Annotated in this window: 17 protein-coding genes; 11 read left to right on the plus strand and 6 right to left on the minus strand. The window is 73.4% G+C overall.

All coding sequences use genetic code 11. The features are described 5' to 3' along the window. On the minus strand, positions 1-597 hold a 597-nt coding region (cofC, locus tag ABZU52_RS22160), incomplete at its 3' end, for a 2-phospho-L-lactate guanylyltransferase (protein WP_354972897.1). Between the two features lie 128 nt (positions 598-725). Between cofC and ABZU52_RS22165 the strand changes: the two genes are divergently transcribed. The 5 genes from ABZU52_RS22165 to ABZU52_RS22185 all read left to right on the plus strand — a co-directional run bounded on the left by ABZU52_RS22165 (position 726) and on the right by ABZU52_RS22185 (position 5,721). Next, positions 726-1,463 carry a lysophospholipid acyltransferase family protein gene (locus ABZU52_RS22165; protein WP_354972898.1) on the plus strand — a complete coding sequence of 246 codons (738 nt, stop codon included), beginning with the start codon at positions 726-728 and terminating at the stop codon, positions 1,461-1,463. Beyond that, positions 1,460-2,467, plus strand: a complete 1,008-nt coding sequence (locus tag ABZU52_RS22170; RefSeq protein ID WP_354972899.1) for an NAD(P)H-dependent glycerol-3-phosphate dehydrogenase — start codon at positions 1,460-1,462, stop codon at positions 2,465-2,467. The genes ABZU52_RS22165 and ABZU52_RS22170 overlap by 4 nt, the downstream gene beginning before the upstream one ends. 8 nt (positions 2,468-2,475) lie before the next feature. Continuing rightward, positions 2,476-3,594 (plus strand): cystathionine gamma-lyase, encoded by a 1,119-nt coding sequence (locus tag ABZU52_RS22175; protein ID WP_354972900.1) that lies wholly within the window; start codon positions 2,476-2,478, stop codon positions 3,592-3,594. An 8-nt stretch (positions 3,595-3,602) separates the two neighbouring features. Then, the gene (locus ABZU52_RS22180) at positions 3,603-4,394 is read left to right on the plus strand and encodes a putative protein N(5)-glutamine methyltransferase (protein WP_354972901.1); all 792 of its coding nucleotides are present in this window, start codon (positions 3,603-3,605) and stop codon (positions 4,392-4,394) included. Positions 4,395-4,671: 277 nt separating this feature from the next. After that, complete coding sequence (locus tag ABZU52_RS22185; RefSeq protein ID WP_354972902.1) at positions 4,672-5,721, plus strand: ROK family protein; 1,050 nt, start codon at positions 4,672-4,674, stop codon at positions 5,719-5,721. A gap of 42 nt (positions 5,722-5,763) precedes the next feature. Here ABZU52_RS22185 and ABZU52_RS22190 read toward each other — a convergent pair whose 3' ends face one another. Continuing rightward, positions 5,764-5,964: a DUF397 domain-containing protein gene (locus ABZU52_RS22190; RefSeq protein ID WP_354972903.1), complete on the minus strand. Its 201-nt coding sequence runs from the start codon at positions 5,962-5,964 to the stop codon at positions 5,764-5,766. A 5-nt stretch (positions 5,965-5,969) separates the two neighbouring features. Next, positions 5,970-6,815, minus strand: coding sequence for a helix-turn-helix transcriptional regulator (locus tag ABZU52_RS22195; protein WP_354972904.1), 846 nt, complete (start codon positions 6,813-6,815; stop codon positions 5,970-5,972). Between the two features lie 278 nt (positions 6,816-7,093). On the opposite strand from ABZU52_RS22195, the gene ABZU52_RS22200 reads away from it, so the two are divergent. Together ABZU52_RS22200 and ABZU52_RS22205 are read left to right on the plus strand one after the other, a co-directional pair. Then, a complete protein-coding gene (locus ABZU52_RS22200; protein ID WP_354972905.1) occupies positions 7,094-7,312 on the plus strand; it encodes a hypothetical protein in 219 nt (72 codons plus the stop codon). Between the two features lie 197 nt (positions 7,313-7,509). After that, positions 7,510-8,610, plus strand: a complete 1,101-nt coding sequence (locus ABZU52_RS22205; protein ID WP_354972906.1) for a D-alanine--D-alanine ligase family protein — start codon at positions 7,510-7,512, stop codon at positions 8,608-8,610. Between the two features lie 54 nt (positions 8,611-8,664). On the opposite strand, the gene ABZU52_RS22210 is transcribed toward ABZU52_RS22205, so the two are convergent. Continuing rightward, entirely contained in the window at positions 8,665-9,357 is a 693-nt protein-coding gene (locus ABZU52_RS22210; RefSeq protein WP_354972907.1) for a DUF3515 family protein, read from the minus strand. Further along, entirely contained in the window at positions 9,358-9,591 is a 234-nt protein-coding gene (locus ABZU52_RS22215) for an Lrp/AsnC ligand binding domain-containing protein (protein ID WP_030487446.1), read from the minus strand. A 153-nt stretch (positions 9,592-9,744) separates the two neighbouring features. Here ABZU52_RS22215 and ABZU52_RS22220 point away from each other — a divergent pair, with 153 nt between their 5' ends. Continuing rightward, positions 9,745-10,677, plus strand: a complete 933-nt coding sequence (locus ABZU52_RS22220) for a thiamine-phosphate kinase (RefSeq protein ID WP_354972921.1) — start codon at positions 9,745-9,747, stop codon at positions 10,675-10,677. Positions 10,678-10,706: 29 nt separating this feature from the next. Continuing rightward, positions 10,707-11,168, plus strand: coding sequence for a GNAT family N-acetyltransferase (locus tag ABZU52_RS22225; protein WP_354972908.1), 462 nt, complete (start codon positions 10,707-10,709; stop codon positions 11,166-11,168). A gap of 138 nt (positions 11,169-11,306) precedes the next feature. On the opposite strand, the gene rpmB is transcribed toward ABZU52_RS22225, so the two are convergent. Then, positions 11,307-11,498, minus strand: coding sequence for a 50S ribosomal protein L28 (gene rpmB, locus ABZU52_RS22230; protein ID WP_091671657.1), 192 nt, complete (start codon positions 11,496-11,498; stop codon positions 11,307-11,309). A 302-nt stretch (positions 11,499-11,800) separates the two neighbouring features. Here rpmB and ABZU52_RS22235 point away from each other — a divergent pair, with 302 nt between their 5' ends. Together ABZU52_RS22235 and recG are read left to right on the plus strand one after the other, a co-directional pair. Further along, complete coding sequence (locus tag ABZU52_RS22235) at positions 11,801-13,414, plus strand: DAK2 domain-containing protein (RefSeq protein ID WP_354972909.1); 1,614 nt, start codon at positions 11,801-11,803, stop codon at positions 13,412-13,414. Continuing rightward, entirely contained in the window at positions 13,411-15,609 is a 2,199-nt protein-coding gene (gene recG / locus ABZU52_RS22240) for an ATP-dependent DNA helicase RecG (protein ID WP_354972910.1), read from the plus strand. Before ABZU52_RS22235 ends, recG begins: the two co-directional genes overlap by 4 nt. The last annotated feature ends 52 nt before the right edge of the window (positions 15,610-15,661 follow it).

Below are 15,661 nucleotides of genomic sequence, written 5' to 3' on the forward strand. Positions count from 1 at the left end.
CGGCCCCAGCCCGAGCCGCGCGGCGGCGGCCAGGTCAGCGGCGGTGTCCACGTCCCGGCGCAGGCTCGGCCAGTCGCCGTCGAGCGGCAGCGCGCCGCTCGTCGCGTGCGCGACCGCCGAGCCCACCCCGAAGCGCGGATCCAGGGGTACGCCCGGCGGGGCGGTGAGCAGCACCGTGCCCCCACCGGGCGCGTCCGGCAGGAACCGGCGTACCCCGGGTCGACCGTTCTGTGCCGCGAGCAGCGCGCCGGCCAACTCCGCCGGGCGCAGCGCCGGCAGGTCCGCGGTGATCCCGGCCACCCACCCGGCGGCGGCCCCGGCCGCCCCGTGCCGGAACGCGGCGTTCAGGCCGGCGTTCGGCTGGTCCGGCAGCACCCGCGCGCCGGCCGCCCGCGCCGCCGCCGCCACCCGGGCGTCGTCGGTCACCACCAGGGCCTCGGCGACCGCCGGGCAGGCCAGCACCGCGCGGAGCGTGTCGGCCGCCAGGGCCAGCGCCAACTCCTCATGCGGTACGCCGGGCAGCGCGCCCCGCAGCCGGCTCTTGGCCGCGGCCAGCTGCTTCACCGGCACCACCACGGCCCACCTCGGCTGACTCACGTCCGCAATCCTGCCAGCCGGACGACGGGACCCTCGCTGGCCGTACCGGGGGCGAGCAGGCATGATTTCCGCTGCGGGTGTCGCGGGCGGGATTTCGCGGCGGGGTTGGGGCGCGACGAGGAGGCACAGTGACACGGCGGAGGCTGGGGTTCTGGCAACGGTTCGCCGTGGGGCTGGTGAAGCCGGTGATGACCGTCTGGACCCGGCGTACCTGGCGTGGTCAGGAGCATCTCGGCCGCGACGGCGGCATGATCATCGTGGCGAACCACATCTCGCACGCCGACCCGCTGGTGTCCGCGCACTTCATCTACGACTCCGGGCGCTGGCCGCAGTACCTGGGCAAGGCCAGCGTGTTCCGGGTGCCGGTGGTCGGCTGGATCCTGCACCGGTGCCGGCAGATCCCGGTCGAGCGGGGCAGCGTGGACGCGGTCCGCTCGCTGGACGCACTGGTCGCCGCGCTCAACGAGGGCGGCGCGGTGGTGATCTACCCTGAGGGCACCACCACGCGACAGCCGGACCTCTGGCCGATGAAGGCCAAGACCGGTGCGGCCCGGCTGGCCCTGGCCACCGGAGCCCCGGTCGTACCGGTGGTGATGTGGGGGCCGGAACGGATCTTCGACCCGCGGACGACCCGTGTCAGCCTGCGCCCCCGGATCCCGGTGACCGTTGCCGCCGGGGAACCGATCGACCTGAGCCGCTGGGCGGACGCCCAGCCGACCCGGGCCACCCTCGAGGAGATGACGGACACCATCATGTTGCGGCTGCGGGACATGCTCGCCGAGATCCGTGGCGGTACCCCACCGCCACTGTGGGAGCGACCGGCCCGGTCCTCCGTCAGCCGCGAGCAGCGGGATGAAGCGGCATGAGCGGTCACGTCGCGGTGCTCGGTGCCGGTTCCTGGGGCACCGCGTTCGCCAAGATCCTCGCGGACGCGGGGCGGGACGTGACGGTGTGGGCCCGCCGCGCGCCGGTCGCCGAGAGCATCCGGTCCGAGCGCCGCAATCCGGAGTACCTGCCGGACCTGCTGCTGCCGGCCCGCGTCACCGCCACCGCCGACGCGGCCGAGGCGATCACCGACGCCGAGGTGGTGGTGCTGGCCGTGCCGTCGCAGACCCTGCGCGGCAACCTCGCCGCATGGGCTGGGTACCTGCACCCGGATTCCACCCTGGTGTCGCTGATGAAGGGCATCGAGCTGGGCACCACCAAGCGGATGAGCGAGGTCATCGTGGAGACCGCCGGGGTCGCCGCGGACCGGGTGGTCGTCGTGTCCGGCCCGAACCTGGCCCCGGAGATCGCCGTCGAGCAGCCCGCCGCGACAGTGGTCGCCGGGACGAACACCGCCCGCGCCACGCTCGTCCAGTCGTCGATCCGGACGCCGTACCTGCGCCCCTACACCAACGACGACGTGGTCGGCTGTGAGCTGGGCGGGGCGGTCAAGAACGTGATCGCGCTGTCGTACGGCATCGCCACCGCGATGGGGTTCGGCGACAACACCCGGGCCATGCTGATGACCCGTGGGCTGGCCGAGACGGCCCGGCTGGGCGTGGCGCTCGGCGCGGACCCGATCACCTTCGCCGGCCTCGCCGGCATGGGCGACCTGGTCGCGTCCTGCTCGTCCCCGCTGGCCCGCAACCGCACCTTCGGCGAGCACCTGGGCCGGGGGGAGACGCTGGAGCAGGCCCAGGCCGCCACCCGACAGACCGCCGAGGGCGTGAAGAGCTGCCTGGCGATCCGCGACCTGGCCCGGGCGCACGGCGTGGAGATGCCCATCACCGAGCAGGTCGAACGGATCTGCCACGAGGGGATGGACCCGCGCCTCGCCGTGGACACCCTGATGAGCCGCACCGCCAAACCCGAGTCGTACGAGTGAGGGATCCGATGAGCGAGTGGGGAGACGGCACCCGCTGCGTACGCGCTGGCCTGCCCGAGCCGGCACCGGGCGACCCGTTCCTGCCCGGACCGGTCTTCGCGGCGCCGTACCATCTCGACCCGTTCGAGGGCCCAAGCACGTCGCCGAACGGCTACGGTCGCCCCGACAACCCGACCCGGCGGCTGCTGGAAGCGGCGGTGGGCGAGTTGGAGGGCGGTGACTGTCGGGTCTTCGCGACCGGTCAGGCGGCCATCACCGGCCTGCTGCTCACCCTGCTGCGGCCGGGGGACACCGTGGTGCTGCCCAGCGACGGATACTTCCCGGTCCGGGCGTTCGCCACCGGCGTGCTGGAGGCCATCGGCGTCCGGGTGCAGTTCGTGCCGACCGTCGGGCCGTACCCGTCGTTCGAGGGCGTCCGCCTGGTGTTGGTGGAGACGCCGGCCAATCCGGGCCTGGACGTGGTCGACGTGGCGGCCCTGGCCGAGCGGGCGCACGCCGCCGGCGCGCTGCTCGCGGTGGACAACACCACGGCCACCCCGCTCGGTCAGCGCCCGCTGGATCTCGGCGCCGACCTGGTGGTCGCCTCCGGCACGAAGGCGCTCACCGGCCACTCCGACCTGCTGTTGGGCTACCTGGCCAGCCGGTCCACCGAGCTGATGGACGCGGTGACGACCTGGCGTACCACCACCGGGGCGGTGCCGGGCGCGTTCGACGCCTGGCTGGCCCACCGGTCACTGGCCACTCTCGACCTGCGGCTGGCGCGGCAGAGCGCGAACGCCGCCGCGGTCGCCGATCTGCTCGCCGGCCGGTCGGACGTGACCGGCCTGCGGTGGCCGGGGCGGCCGGACGACCCGGCGTACCCGGTGGCCTCGGCGCAGATGCGCCGGATACCGGGGGTGCTCTCGTTCGACCTGGGCGATGCCGACCGGGTGGGCCGATTCGTTCAGGCCGCCCGGCTGGTGGCGGCGGCGACCTCCTTCGGTGGCCTGCACACCACTGCGGACCGGCGGGCGCAGTGGGGCGACGACACCGCTCCCGGTTTCGTCCGGCTCTCCTGCGGCGCGGAGGACACCGTGGACCTGGTGGCCGACATTGCCGCCGCGTTGGACGCCGCAGGATCGGTCTGAGGTCCCCGGTGGAATCGTCCGGTCGCGCCGCCCTGGTGAGCCGGCTGCGGGCGGCCGGTTGCGTCTACGCCGAGGACGAGGCCGAGCTGCTGCTGGCCGCCGCGCAGAGCCCGGCGGTGTTGGCCGACCTGACCGACCGCCGGGTGGCGGGCGTTCCGTTGGAGTACCTGCTCGGCTGGGCGGAGTTCTGCGGCCTGCGGATCGCCGTCGACGAGGGCGTCTTCGTGCCGCGTGCCCGGACCGCCCTGTTGGTCGAGTTGGCGGCCGAGCTGACCGGCCCGGCGCCGGCGGTGGTCGACCTCTGCTGCGGCTCCGGGGCGACCACTGTCGCGCTGGCACACCGGCTGGCACCGCGCTGGCTGGCCGCCGCCGACATCGACCCGGCGGCCGCGGCCTGTGCCCGCCGCAACGTCACCGGGCTGAACGCCGAGGTGTACGAGGGTGACCTGTTCGCGCCGCTGCCCCGGCAGTGGCGGGGTCGGCTGGACCTGGTGGTCGCCAACGCCCCGTACGTGCCGACCGACGCGGTCGCGCTGATGCCGCCGGAGGCGCGGCTGCACGAGGCCCCGGTGGCGCTCGACGGCGGCCCGGACGGGCTCTCCGTGCTGCGCCGGGTCGGTGCCGACGCCGTCGACTGGCTGACCCCCGGCGGCCACCTGGTGGTAGAAGCCGGAACCACCCAGATAGAAGCCCTCTGCGACGCATTCAGCAAAGCCGGCCTGATCCCAACGGTCCACCAAGACGAAGACCTGGACGCCACCGCCCTAACCGCCCGCCGCCCCCCAGACCCCACCCCCTGACCCCCCAACCCAGCGCCCCTGACCCGACCCCTGACCCGACCCCTGACCCGACCCCTGACCCGACCCCTGGCCCGCGTCGATCAAGGAGTTGTGGTGCCCGGTTAACGCCCTTCCGCGTCATTTGTACACCACCACAACTGCATGATCGACGCGGGAAGGCTGGTGGGACTCCTGTTTTCGGCCAGAGGTCAGGCTGGTGGGGGCCGCCCGGGCGTGGCGGGGGAGAGGGGTTGGCACTAGCCTCGGCTCACACTCATGACGGCGGAAGGCGGTTTCGGTGGGCAGCGCAGGGGTGCCGGTGGTCGTCGGGTTGGACAACGGCGGCACCAGCAACAACGCCACCGTGCTGACGGTGGACGGCCGCTTCCTGGTGGACGGGCTGTTGGAGATCCCCAGCGAGGTGCGGTCCGGGCCGGAGGCGGCGATCGAGGCGTTGGCCCGTGCGCTGGACGGCGCGCTGGCCCAGACCGGCGTGCCGCGTGACCTGGTCCGGGCGGTGGGGCTGGACACTCCCGGCCCGGCCAGCGCCGACGGTGTCATCTCGTCGCGGGGCTCCACCAACTTCTCCCAGCCGGCCTGGCGCGGCTTCGACGTACGAGGGGCGCTGGAGCGACGGCTCGGCCTGCCGGTGATCTATCACAACGACGGCAACGCGGCGGCGCTCTACGCCCACCACGTCCACTTCGGCGCCGACGCGATGAACCGCTCGTCGGTGTCGGCGATCGTCGGCACCGGCCTCGGCGGCGGCGTGGTCGAGAGCGGTCGGGTGATCGCCGGTGCGGCCGGCATGGCCGGAGAGCTCGGTCACGTGCACATCCCGCTGAGCGGGCTGCTCGGCCCGGGTCAGCCGGAGCCGACCTGTGCCTGCGGCTTCACCGGGGATGTGGAGAGCGTGGCCTCGCTGACCGGCATCGAACGCAACCTGTTGCCGTACTGGCTGACCCGGTATCCCGACCACCCGCTCGCCGCCGAGCCGGTGGCCCGGGCGGCCAAGCTGGTCCGCGGGTACGGCGAGCGCGCGGACGCCCTCGCGCGGGATCTCTTCACCCAGCAGGCCATGGCGTTGGGGCGCCTGTTCACGGTTGCCGCGAATTTCACCGACCCGCACGCGTACTTCGTCGGCGGCGGGGTGGTGGAGGCGGCACCGGAGTTCCGTGACTGGTTCCTGGCGACGGTCCGCGAGCACACAGTGCTTCGCGAGGAGCAGGCGGCGGTGGCCACCTTCGCGTTGGTGCCGGACCGGGACATGGCCGGTGCCCGGGGAGTCGCGATCGCCGCGCTGGAGGCGCTGCGCGCCGTTCCGGAGCCTCGGCCGCTGGTTGCCTGAGCCGGTGCGGGTCCTCGGCCCGCACCGGCTCGGCACGTCGGGTCAGCGGCGGGGTGGTGCCTGGGCGAAGGTGGTCCAGGCGGCCGTTGGGAACAGCAGCGCCGGGCCGGCCGGGTCCTTGGAATCGCGGACGGCCACCAGCCGCGGTATCGCGGCCACCTCCACGCAGGCGCCCTCGTCGCCGCTGCGGCTGCTCTTGCGCCATGCCGCCGCGGCCAAGGCCGCTGTGATCATCGGTGTCATCGGTCCTACCGTCCCTTCAGGACTGACAGGAGCATCTCGCGGCTGTCCGCCGGGCTGAGCGCCACGCTTCGGAGATGCTCCATGATCTTGGTGCAGGTACGCGTCTCGCCGGCCCGGTCGAGGATCATCTGACCTGCGACGGTCTCCACCGAGGCGATGATCGGATCCTCCGGGTCGGCGAATTCGAGGATGTGCAGCGAACCCCGGGTGCCCCGGTGGTAGCCGGCGGAGAGCGGGATCACCTGGACGCTGATGTTGGGCAACTCGGCCATCTTGACCAGGTGCCGCAGTTGCCCGTCCATCACCGACTGGTCGCCGACGGGGCGTAGCAGTGCGCCTTCGTCGACGATCGCGTCGAAGATGGGCGGCTGGTCGCCGGTGAGTCGCTGTTGCCGGTCGAGCCGGGCCTTGACCCGCTGCTCCACCATGTCGTCGCCGAGGGTGTGCGGCCCGCCCCGCATCACGCCCCGGATGTAGTCGGCGGTCTGCAACAGGCCGGGCACCACCGAGGGCTCGAAGTTGGCGATGGCGGTCGCCTCGGCCTCCAGCGCGATGAAGTCGATGGTGCGTGGATCCAACACGTAGGAGTACGACACCCACCAGCCGGGCTTGCGGGCGTCCTTGGCGAGCTGCACCGCTGCGGCCACCTCGTCGGCGCTCACCCCGTACGACGTGAGCAGCGCGCGCACGGTGGCCGGGCTGATCAGGGTCTGGGCGTTCTCGTACCGGGAGAGGGTGCTGCGGGTGCTGTTGATCTCATCCGCCGCGGTCTCCAGCGTCAGCCCGGCGGCTTCCCGGTGATGGCGCAGGGCGATGCCGAGCCGGCGGGCACGGGCGGTCTTCGGGGCCATGCATCGATGGTCGCACACATTTGCGGGAACGTCTGCATGAGAGAACGTCGATGAGAGTTGCATTCACGCCTGTACACGTGTCAATCTGTTATGGCGTCCTCACCGCCGGTTGTCGTGGCGACGGTGGTGGTGAGCGACCGGAGGGGATGGGGCGCGCGGCGATCGGGTTTCTCCCCCGTACCCGATCGTCGCGTGCCGTCCCTCCATCCCGGCCTGCCGGAAGGAGACGACGTGCGAACCCGCCCGGAGCCCCTCGCCGTGCCCTCGGGCGGCGCGCGATGACCCGCTTCCTCGTGGTGCTCACCGACGTGCGTCCCGTCGAGGGCGTCAACCGCAACGAGCAGGTCGCGCCGGAGCGGCGCCGGCAGGTCGTCGGCGCCAGCAGCCGGGAGGCCGCGGACCGCATCGCCGGAGCATTCATGGCGCTGGGCATGGTGCGGGCCGGCCGGCAGCGGGTGAAGGTGATCGCGGTGGGCCGCCGGCATTCCCGGGACTGAGCGCGGGCGCAGGTCCACGATCCGCGACACCGCTGCCGTACGGTCACGCACCGTATATGCTCTGATGACCGATTGCCGTGTCGCGCCGTGGCTCGCCGGGTATCGCCTCGCCCTGCCGCCACGCACAGTAAGGTCAACCGGGTGAGCGCCACCGGCGAGCACGACCAGCCGCAGTCGCGTACGAAGAGGTGACCGGAGTGACCACCCCAGGCAAGACCCGCGTGGCGATCGTCTTCGGCGGCCGCAGCCCGGAGCACGGCATCTCCTGCGTCAGTGCCGGCAGCGTGTTCGGCGCCCTCGACCCGGACGAGTTCGAGGTGGTGCCGGTCGGCATCACCCGGGCCGGCCAGTGGGTGCTGACCGACGGAGACCCCGCCCAGCTCGCGATCAACGCCCGGCAGTTGCCGGAGATCACCGCCGACTCCGGTGACGACATCGTGCTGCGGGCCGACCCCACCGGCAACGGGCTGATGGTGCTCGACCCGACCGAGGGCCCCCGGGCGCTGGCCGACGTGGACGTGGTCTTCCCGGTGCTGCACGGCACGTACGGCGAGGACGGCACAATCCAGGGAATGCTGGAGATGGCCGGCATCCCCTACGTCGGGGCGAACGTGTTCGCCTCCGCGGCCGCCATGGACAAGGAGTTCACCAAGAAGCTCTGCGCCGTCGAGGGCATCCCGGTCGGCAGGTACGCCGTGCTGCGTAACGGGATGACGCTCAGCGAGCAGGACAAGGAGCGGCTCGGCCTGCCGATCTTCGTCAAGCCGTCCCGGGCCGGGTCGTCGTTCGGCGTCAGCAAGGTCACCGACTGGGCGCAGCTGGACGCGGCGGTCGCCGCCGCCCGGCAGTTCGACCCGAAGGTCATCGTCGAGGCCGCGATCGTCGGCCGCGAGATCGAGTGCGGTGTGCTGGAGGGTGAGGCCGGTGGCGCGCCCGAGGCGTCCGTGCTGGCCGAGGTGCGGGTCGTCGCCGACCACGACTTCTACGACTTCGAGGCGAAGTACCTCGACGACTCCTGCGAGTACGACCTTCCGGCCAACCTGCCGGAGAAGGTGACCCGCCAGGTGCAGGAGTACGCGGTCCGCGCGTTCACCGCGCTGGACTGCGCCGGACTGGCCCGGGCCGACTTCTTCGTCACCCCCGAGCTGGACGTCTACCTCAACGAGATCAACACGATGCCCGGCTTCACCCCGATGTCGATGTTCCCGCGGATGTGGGCGGCCTCCGGCCTGGAGTACCCGAAGCTGGTCAACCGGCTGATCCGTACCGCCCAGCGGCGCGGCGTCGGCCTGCACTGAGCCGTCCGACCCCGCCCGCGCAGGTCAGCCCGCGCGGGCGGAGTCGGTGCGAGGTCAGCGCTGGCAGCCGGACGGGATGGCGCCGCCGGACGGCACACTCGCCACGATGGTGCTGGAGATCGTCGGCAACCACTGCAACGGCTGCTCGTACGCGCCCGGGACGCGCACGGTGATCAGCGTCTCCCGGTCGACCGTGGAGAGGACCGCGTCGTCGGCCTGCTCGGCCAGGTGCCAACAGACCCCGTTGACCGTCCAGACCTCGTCGGTGCTGGGGAAGGCCGGTTCGGTGCCGCCGCAGGCCACGGTGAGCGCCGGGTCGCCGTATGCGGCGTTCTGCTCCGGACCGGCGCTGACCGGCCGCTGGGCCAGGTCGCGGATGCTCGTCGGGAGCTGGGAAAGCAGGGCCCGGCAGACCGTGGCCGGGCGGGCCGCCAGCGCCGGGGCGGCCATCTGCACCGGGGTGGTGGACTGCACCCGGGCGGTGGTCGCGGAGGGGCTCGGCGCGGCGGCCGGCGTGTCCGGGCTGAGCTTGCTGAAGGCCAGCACGGCGACCAGCAGCGTGATCGGCAGCGCGATCACCGTGGCCAGCAGGGCCGCGCCGCGCATGGTCCGATCGCGGCCGGCCGGCGCGGCGGAGGCGGGATCGGTCGACCCGCGGTTACCGTCAGCCGGCTCGGACGTGCCGTCGGCCGCATCACGCGCCGCGTCGTCGTCCAGCGCAGCGGAGGAGGTCGTCATCTCGTCCACTTACAGCCGCACCACCGAACACGTGAGGGTGCGGGTGATGCCGGGCACCATCTGCACCTTGCTGACGATGAGTTTGCCGAGTTCGTCGACGGTGTTCGCCTCGGTGAGGACGACCACGTCGTACGGCCCGGTGACGGCGTCGACGCGTACCACGCCGGGAATGTCCGCGATGAGACCCGCCACGTCACGTGCGCGGCCGACCTCGGTCTGGATGAGGATGTACGCCTGTACCACGACTCGACCTCCGTCCGTCGCCGCCCGTGAGCGGCCCGAAGGGTGAAAGTACCTTACGGACCAGGTCTGATCTCTATCGGTCGTCAAGGAGCAGCGGTGAGCGAGCACGGCGGAGCCGGGAAGAACGGGCGGAACGCCGGCGGTGGCGTCGGTGTGTCCGCGATCGGGGAGTTCGGGCTGATCGACAGGATCACCGCCCGGCTGTCGTACGGGCCGACGACCCTGCTCGGTCCCGGCGACGACGCGGCCGTGGTGGCCGCGCCGGACGGCCGGGTGGCGGCCTCCACCGACGTGCTGGTCGACGGGCGGCACTTCCGCCGGGACTGGTCGTCGGCTCGCGACGTCGGGCACCGGGCGGCAGCGGCCAACCTGGCGGACATCGCGGCGATGGGTGCCACGCCGACCGCCCTGCTGGTCGCTCTCTGCATGCCGGCGGACCTGGACACCGGCTGGGCGGAGGAGTTGGCCGACGGGCTCTCCGCGGAGGCGGCGACGGTCGGCGCGAGCGTCGTCGGTGGCGACATGTCCGCCAGCCCCACCCTGACCGTCGCGGTCACCGCCCTGGGCGACCTGGCGGGCCGCCCACCCGTGCTGCGCTCGGGCGCCCGACCCGGGGACGTGCTCGCCCTGGCCGGGCGCACCGGGTACGCGGCAGCCGGGCTGACCGTGCTGACCCGGGGCTTCCGCACCCCCCGGCTGCTGGTCGAGGCGTACCGGCGGCCGCAGGTGCCCTACCAGGCGGGCCCGCAGGCCGCCCAGCTCGGCGCCACCGCCATGATCGACGTGTCGGACGGGCTGCTCGCCGACCTCGGGCACGTCTCGGCGGCCAGCGGGGTGGCGATCGACGTACGCCGGGACGGGTTCGAGGTGCCCCGGCAGATGGCCGACGCGGCGCAGGCCCTCGGCGTCGACCCGTACAGCTGGATCCTCGCCGGTGGCGACGACCACGCGCTGGCCGCGACCTTCCCCCCGGCGGTGGTGCTGCCGCCGGACTGGCGGCCGATCGGCGTGGTCACTGACGGTGTCGGGGTGACGGTCGACGGCGGGCCCTACGACGGCCCGACCGGCTGGGACCACTTCCGGTAAGGCCCGGCCCCCGCCGTACCCTGGACACCGTGAGTGAGATCGAGATCCGGGCGGTGCGGTTCGACGCACCGGTGGCGCAGCAGTTGATCCAAGCCGCACTGGCTGACCTGGGTGCCCGCTACGGTGGCTCCGGCGACGACACCCCGGTGGACGCGATCGAGTTCGAGCCGCCCGATGGCGCGTTCCTGGTCGCCTATCTGGCCGGCGGGCCGGTCGGCTGCGGTGGCTGGCGCAGCCACGGCGCGGACACCGCGGAGCTGAAGCGGATGTACACGGCGCCGGCGGCGCGGGGGCGAGGCGTGGCCCGCACGGTGCTGGCGGCCGTCGAGCGCTCGGCCCGCGAGCAGGGCCGCAAGCGGATGGTCCTGGAGTGCGGCGACAAGCAGCCCGAGGCGATCGCCATGTACGGTTCCGCCGGTTACGAGCGGATTCCGAACTTCGGCTTCTACAAGGACGCGGAGGGCTGCGTCTCCTTCGGCCGTACCCTCTGACAGCCGGGCGGACCCCGGCGGGCCTGGCCTGGCCGGCATGCCCGACCCCGGTGGGCGGCGGCTGCCGCGGACACGACAGAGCCGGCGGACCCCGAGGGTCCGCCGGCTGAGCCGTACGAGAAGGTTGGCGCTACCGCGTCAGGCGCGGGTGACCTTGCCGGCCTTGATGCACGAGGTGCAGACCTGCAGCTTCTTGGTGTTGCCGCCACCGGCCGGGGTGCGCACCGACTGGATGTTCGGGTTCCAGCGGCGGTTGGTCTTCTTCTTGGACCAGGGCACGTTGTGGCCGAAGCCCGGCCCCTTGCCACAGACGTCGCACACGCTAGCCACGGGATACTCCTGGGATTGAAACGTTCATGAGGTCGCCGGCAGAGGTGCTGCACGGGCAACCGGGTCAGCCTACCCGATGCCCAGCCGACGGGACCAACCGCCCTGGTCCGTCGACCAGCGGCGTCCCCGCCAGCGGATGGTGGGTCGGCCCGCCGGGTGAATGGGGGTGGGTCCGGCGGCAACTCTACCTGGAGGGCACGCCCCGGCTTTCCCGGCCGGGACCGAGGCCGACCGGCCCGGGACGCGGCGGACACGCTGGACGAGTCCGCCGGGTGTCGGCGCGCGCCAGTAGGCTTCTGCCCGTGCTGGACACCATCGACGCCGCAGCGGTCCGCCGCTGGTGCGCGAGCGGGTTGGCCGCGCTGAAGCGCCACCAGGGCGAGATCGACCAGCTCAACGTCTATCCGGTGCCGGACGGCGACACCGGCACCAACCTGGTGCTCACCCTCACCTCGGCCCAACAGGCCCTGGCGATGGATCTGGACACTCTCCCCGACAGCGGGCCGACCGCGCACGGGCACGCGCTGCGGCTGATGGCCCAGGGCGCGCTGCTCGGTGCGCGAGGCAACTCCGGGGTGATCCTCTCGCAGATCCTGCGCGGCGTCGCCGACGAGGTCGCCGGGGTGCCGGCGGTGCGTGGTCGGGAGTTGGCCGCCGCGCTGCGGTCCGGCACCACCGCTGCGTACACAGCGGTCGCCCGGCCGGTCGAGGGCACAGTGCTCACCGTTGTCGCCGCTGCCGCCGCCGCGGCCGAACGCGCGGACACCGACGACCTGCCGGCGGTGGCCCGCGTCGCGGCCCGGGCGGCGGCCGAGGCGCTCGCCCGCACCCCGGAGCAGCTGCCGGCGCTGGCCCGCGCCGGTGTGGTCGACGCCGGTGGCCGAGGGCTCTGCGTGCTGCTCGACGCCCTGGTCGAGGTGCTGACCGGGGAGCGCACGGCCGGGCCCGCGCCGGCGTCGCGCTCCGCCCGCCCGGCGGCCACCGTCGCCCGGGAGACCGGTTCCGACGAGTACGCGTACGAGGTGCAGTTCCTGCTCGACGCCGGAGCCGAGGCGGTCGCCGGGTTGCGGCGGGCACTGGACGCGCTGGGGGATTCGCTGGTCGTCGTCGGCGACGGGCGTGAGCCGGAGGGCACCTGGAACGTGCACGTGCACGTCAACGACGTGGGCGCGGCGGTCGAGGCCGGTGTCGCCGCCGGCCGTCCGTACCGGATCTCGGTGACCCGTTTCGCCGACCAGCCGGAGTCGCCCCCCGGCCCGGTGGTGGCCGGCCGGGCCGCGGTGGTGGTGGCCACCGGTGGCGGCATCGCCGACCTGTTCGCCGCGGAGGGTGCCACAGTGGTGCCGGGCAACCCGTCCACTGGTGAGTTGCTGGACGCCGTCCGCAGCACCGGAGCGGCCCGGGTGGTGGTGCTGCCCAACGATCCCAACACCGAGGCGGTGGCGAGCGCGGCCGCCCGCGAGGCCCATCGGCACGGCATCAAGGTGAGCGTGGTGCCGACCCGCTCGCCGGTGCAGGCCCTCGCAGCCCTCGCGGTCCGCGACGGCGACCGCCGCTTCGAGGACGACGTCATCGCGATGGCCGAGGCGGCCGGTGCCTGCCGTTACGCCGAGGTCTGCCACGCCAGCCGGGAGGCGCTGACCGTGGCCGGCCCGTGCCGTCCCGGTGACGTGCTGGCGCTGGTCGAGGGCGAGGTCCACCTGATTGGCACCGACCTCACCGACACCTGCGCCGCAGTGGTCGACCGGATGCTCGGCGGTGGTGGCGAGATGGTCACCCTGCTGGCCGGGGCGGACGCCCCGGCCGGGCTCACCGATGCCGTCCGCGCGCACGTCGCGCGACGCTGGCCGTTCGTCGAGGTGCACGCGTACCCGGGCGGCCAGCCGTTTTATCCGCTCCTGGTAGGGATCGAATGAGCGAACCAGCCACGGTGGACACTCCGCTGAAGAAGCTGGTCGGGGAGAAGACAGCCAAGGCGCTGGCCTCGCACCTCGACCTGCACACCGCGGGTGACCTGGTCTACCACTTCCCGCGTCGCTACGACGAGCGTGGTGAGCACACCGACATCCGCGCGCTGGACGTCGGCGAGCAGGTCACCGTCATGGCCCAGGTGCAGCGCACCGCGGTGCGCCCGATGCGTCAGCGGCGGGGCAACCTGTTGGAGGTGACCGTCGGCGACGGCTCCGGCGGGGTGCTGACGTTGACCTTCTTCGGCAACCAGGCGTGGCGCGAGCGCGAGCTGCGCCCCGGCCGGTGGGGCCTGTTCGCCGGCAAGGTCACCGAGTTCCGCGGCAAACGGCAGCTCAACGGCCCGGAGTACGTCCTGCTCGGCGAGGGTGGCGACGGTGAGGCGGCGGTCAGCGAGGACATCGAGGAGTTCGCCGGGGCGTTGATCCCGGTCTACCCGGCCGCCGCGGCCGTACCGACCTGGGTGATCGCGCGCTGCGTGCGGGTCGTGCTGGACACGTTCACCCCGCCGGACGATCCACTGCCGAGCGCCGTGCGGGCCGGTCGCAAGCTGATCGGGCTGGGCGCCGCGCTGACCGAGATCCACCGGCCGTCCAGCAAGGAGGCGCTGCACCAGGCGCGGCGGCGACTCAAATGGGACGAGGCCTTCGCCGTCCAGGTCACCCTGGTGCAGCGCAAGCACCGGGCCGCCGACTGGCCGGCCCGGCCCCGACCGGCGCGCCCGGGCGGGCTGCTGGAGGCCTTCGACGCCCGACTCCCGTACGAGCTGACGGACGGTCAGCGAGCGGTGGGGGTGGAGATCGCGGCGGACCTGGCCACCCCGCATCCGATGCACCGCCTGTTGCAGGGCGAGGTGGGCTCGGGCAAGACGGTGGTGGCGCTGCGGGCGATGCTCCAGGTGGTCGACGCGGGCGGGCAGGCCGCCCTGCTGGCGCCCACCGAGGTGCTGGCCGCCCAGCACCACCGCGGCATGCTCGACCTGCTCGGGCCGCTCGGGCGGGCCGGTGAGCTGGGCTCCGCCGAGCACGCCACCCGGGTCGAGCTGGTCACCGGCTCGCTGGGCGCGGCGGCCCGCCGCCGGGCCCTCGGTGAGGTGGCCAGCGGCGCCGCCGGCATCGTGCTCGGCACTCACGCCCTGCTCTACGAGGGGGTCGACTTCGCCGACCTCGGCCTGGTGGTCGTGGACGAGCAGCACCGCTTCGGCGTGGAACAGCGCGACGCCCTGCGGGCCAAGGCCGACCAGCCGCCGCACACGCTGGTGATGACGGCCACCCCGATCCCGCGCACGGTGGCGATGACCGTCTACGGCGACCTGGAGGTCTCCACGCTCTCCCAGCTGCCCCGGGGCCGGTCGCCGATCGCCTCGCACGTGGTGCCGGCCGCCGAGAAGCCGGCCTACCTGGACCGGGCCTGGCGTCGGCTGCGCGAGGAGGTGACCGCCGGCCACCAGGCGTACGTGGTGTGTCCGCGGATCGGGGACGGGCCGGCTAGTGACGAGGAGCCGCCGCCCGAAGACGACAACGGCCGGCGGCCGCCGCTGGCGGTGACCGAGGTGGCCCCGCTGCTGGCCGAGGGCCCGCTGCACGGCTTGCGGATCGGGGTGCTGCACGGTCGCCTGCCGGCCGACGAGAAGGACGCGGTGATGCGGTCCTTCGCGGCCGGTGACCTGGACGTGCTGGTGGCGACGACCGTGATCGAGGTCGGCGTGGACGTGCCGAATGCGACAGTGATGATCGTGCTGGACGCCGACCGGTTCGGTGTCTCCCAGCTGCACCAGTTGCGGGGCCGGGTCGGCCGGGGCGCCGCCGCGGGGCTCTGCCTGCTGGTCAGCGAGGCGGCCGAGGGTTCGTCGGCGCGCGAGCGGCTGGACGCGGTGGCGTCCACGAGTGACGGGTTCAAGCTCGCCGAACTCGATCTGGAGCAGCGCCGCGAGGGCGACGTGCTGGGTGCCACCCAGTCCGGGCACCGCTCGCACCTGCGGCTGCTGTCCCTGCGGCGCGACGCCGATCTGATCCGCGACGCCCGCGCCGAGGCGATCACCCTGATCGAGGACGACCCGGAGCTGACCCGCAACCCGGCGTTGGCCGCCTCGGTGGCCGCCCTGGTGGACGAGGATCGCGCGGAGTACCTGGAGAAGGGCTGACCACGCAGGGCACCACAACGCTGAGGGCGCGCCGACCGGGTGGTCGACGCGC

This window comes from Micromonospora sp. NPDC005220 (assembly GCF_040607895.1).
In the GTDB taxonomy this organism is placed as follows: Bacteria; Actinomycetota; Actinomycetes; order Mycobacteriales; family Micromonosporaceae; genus Micromonospora.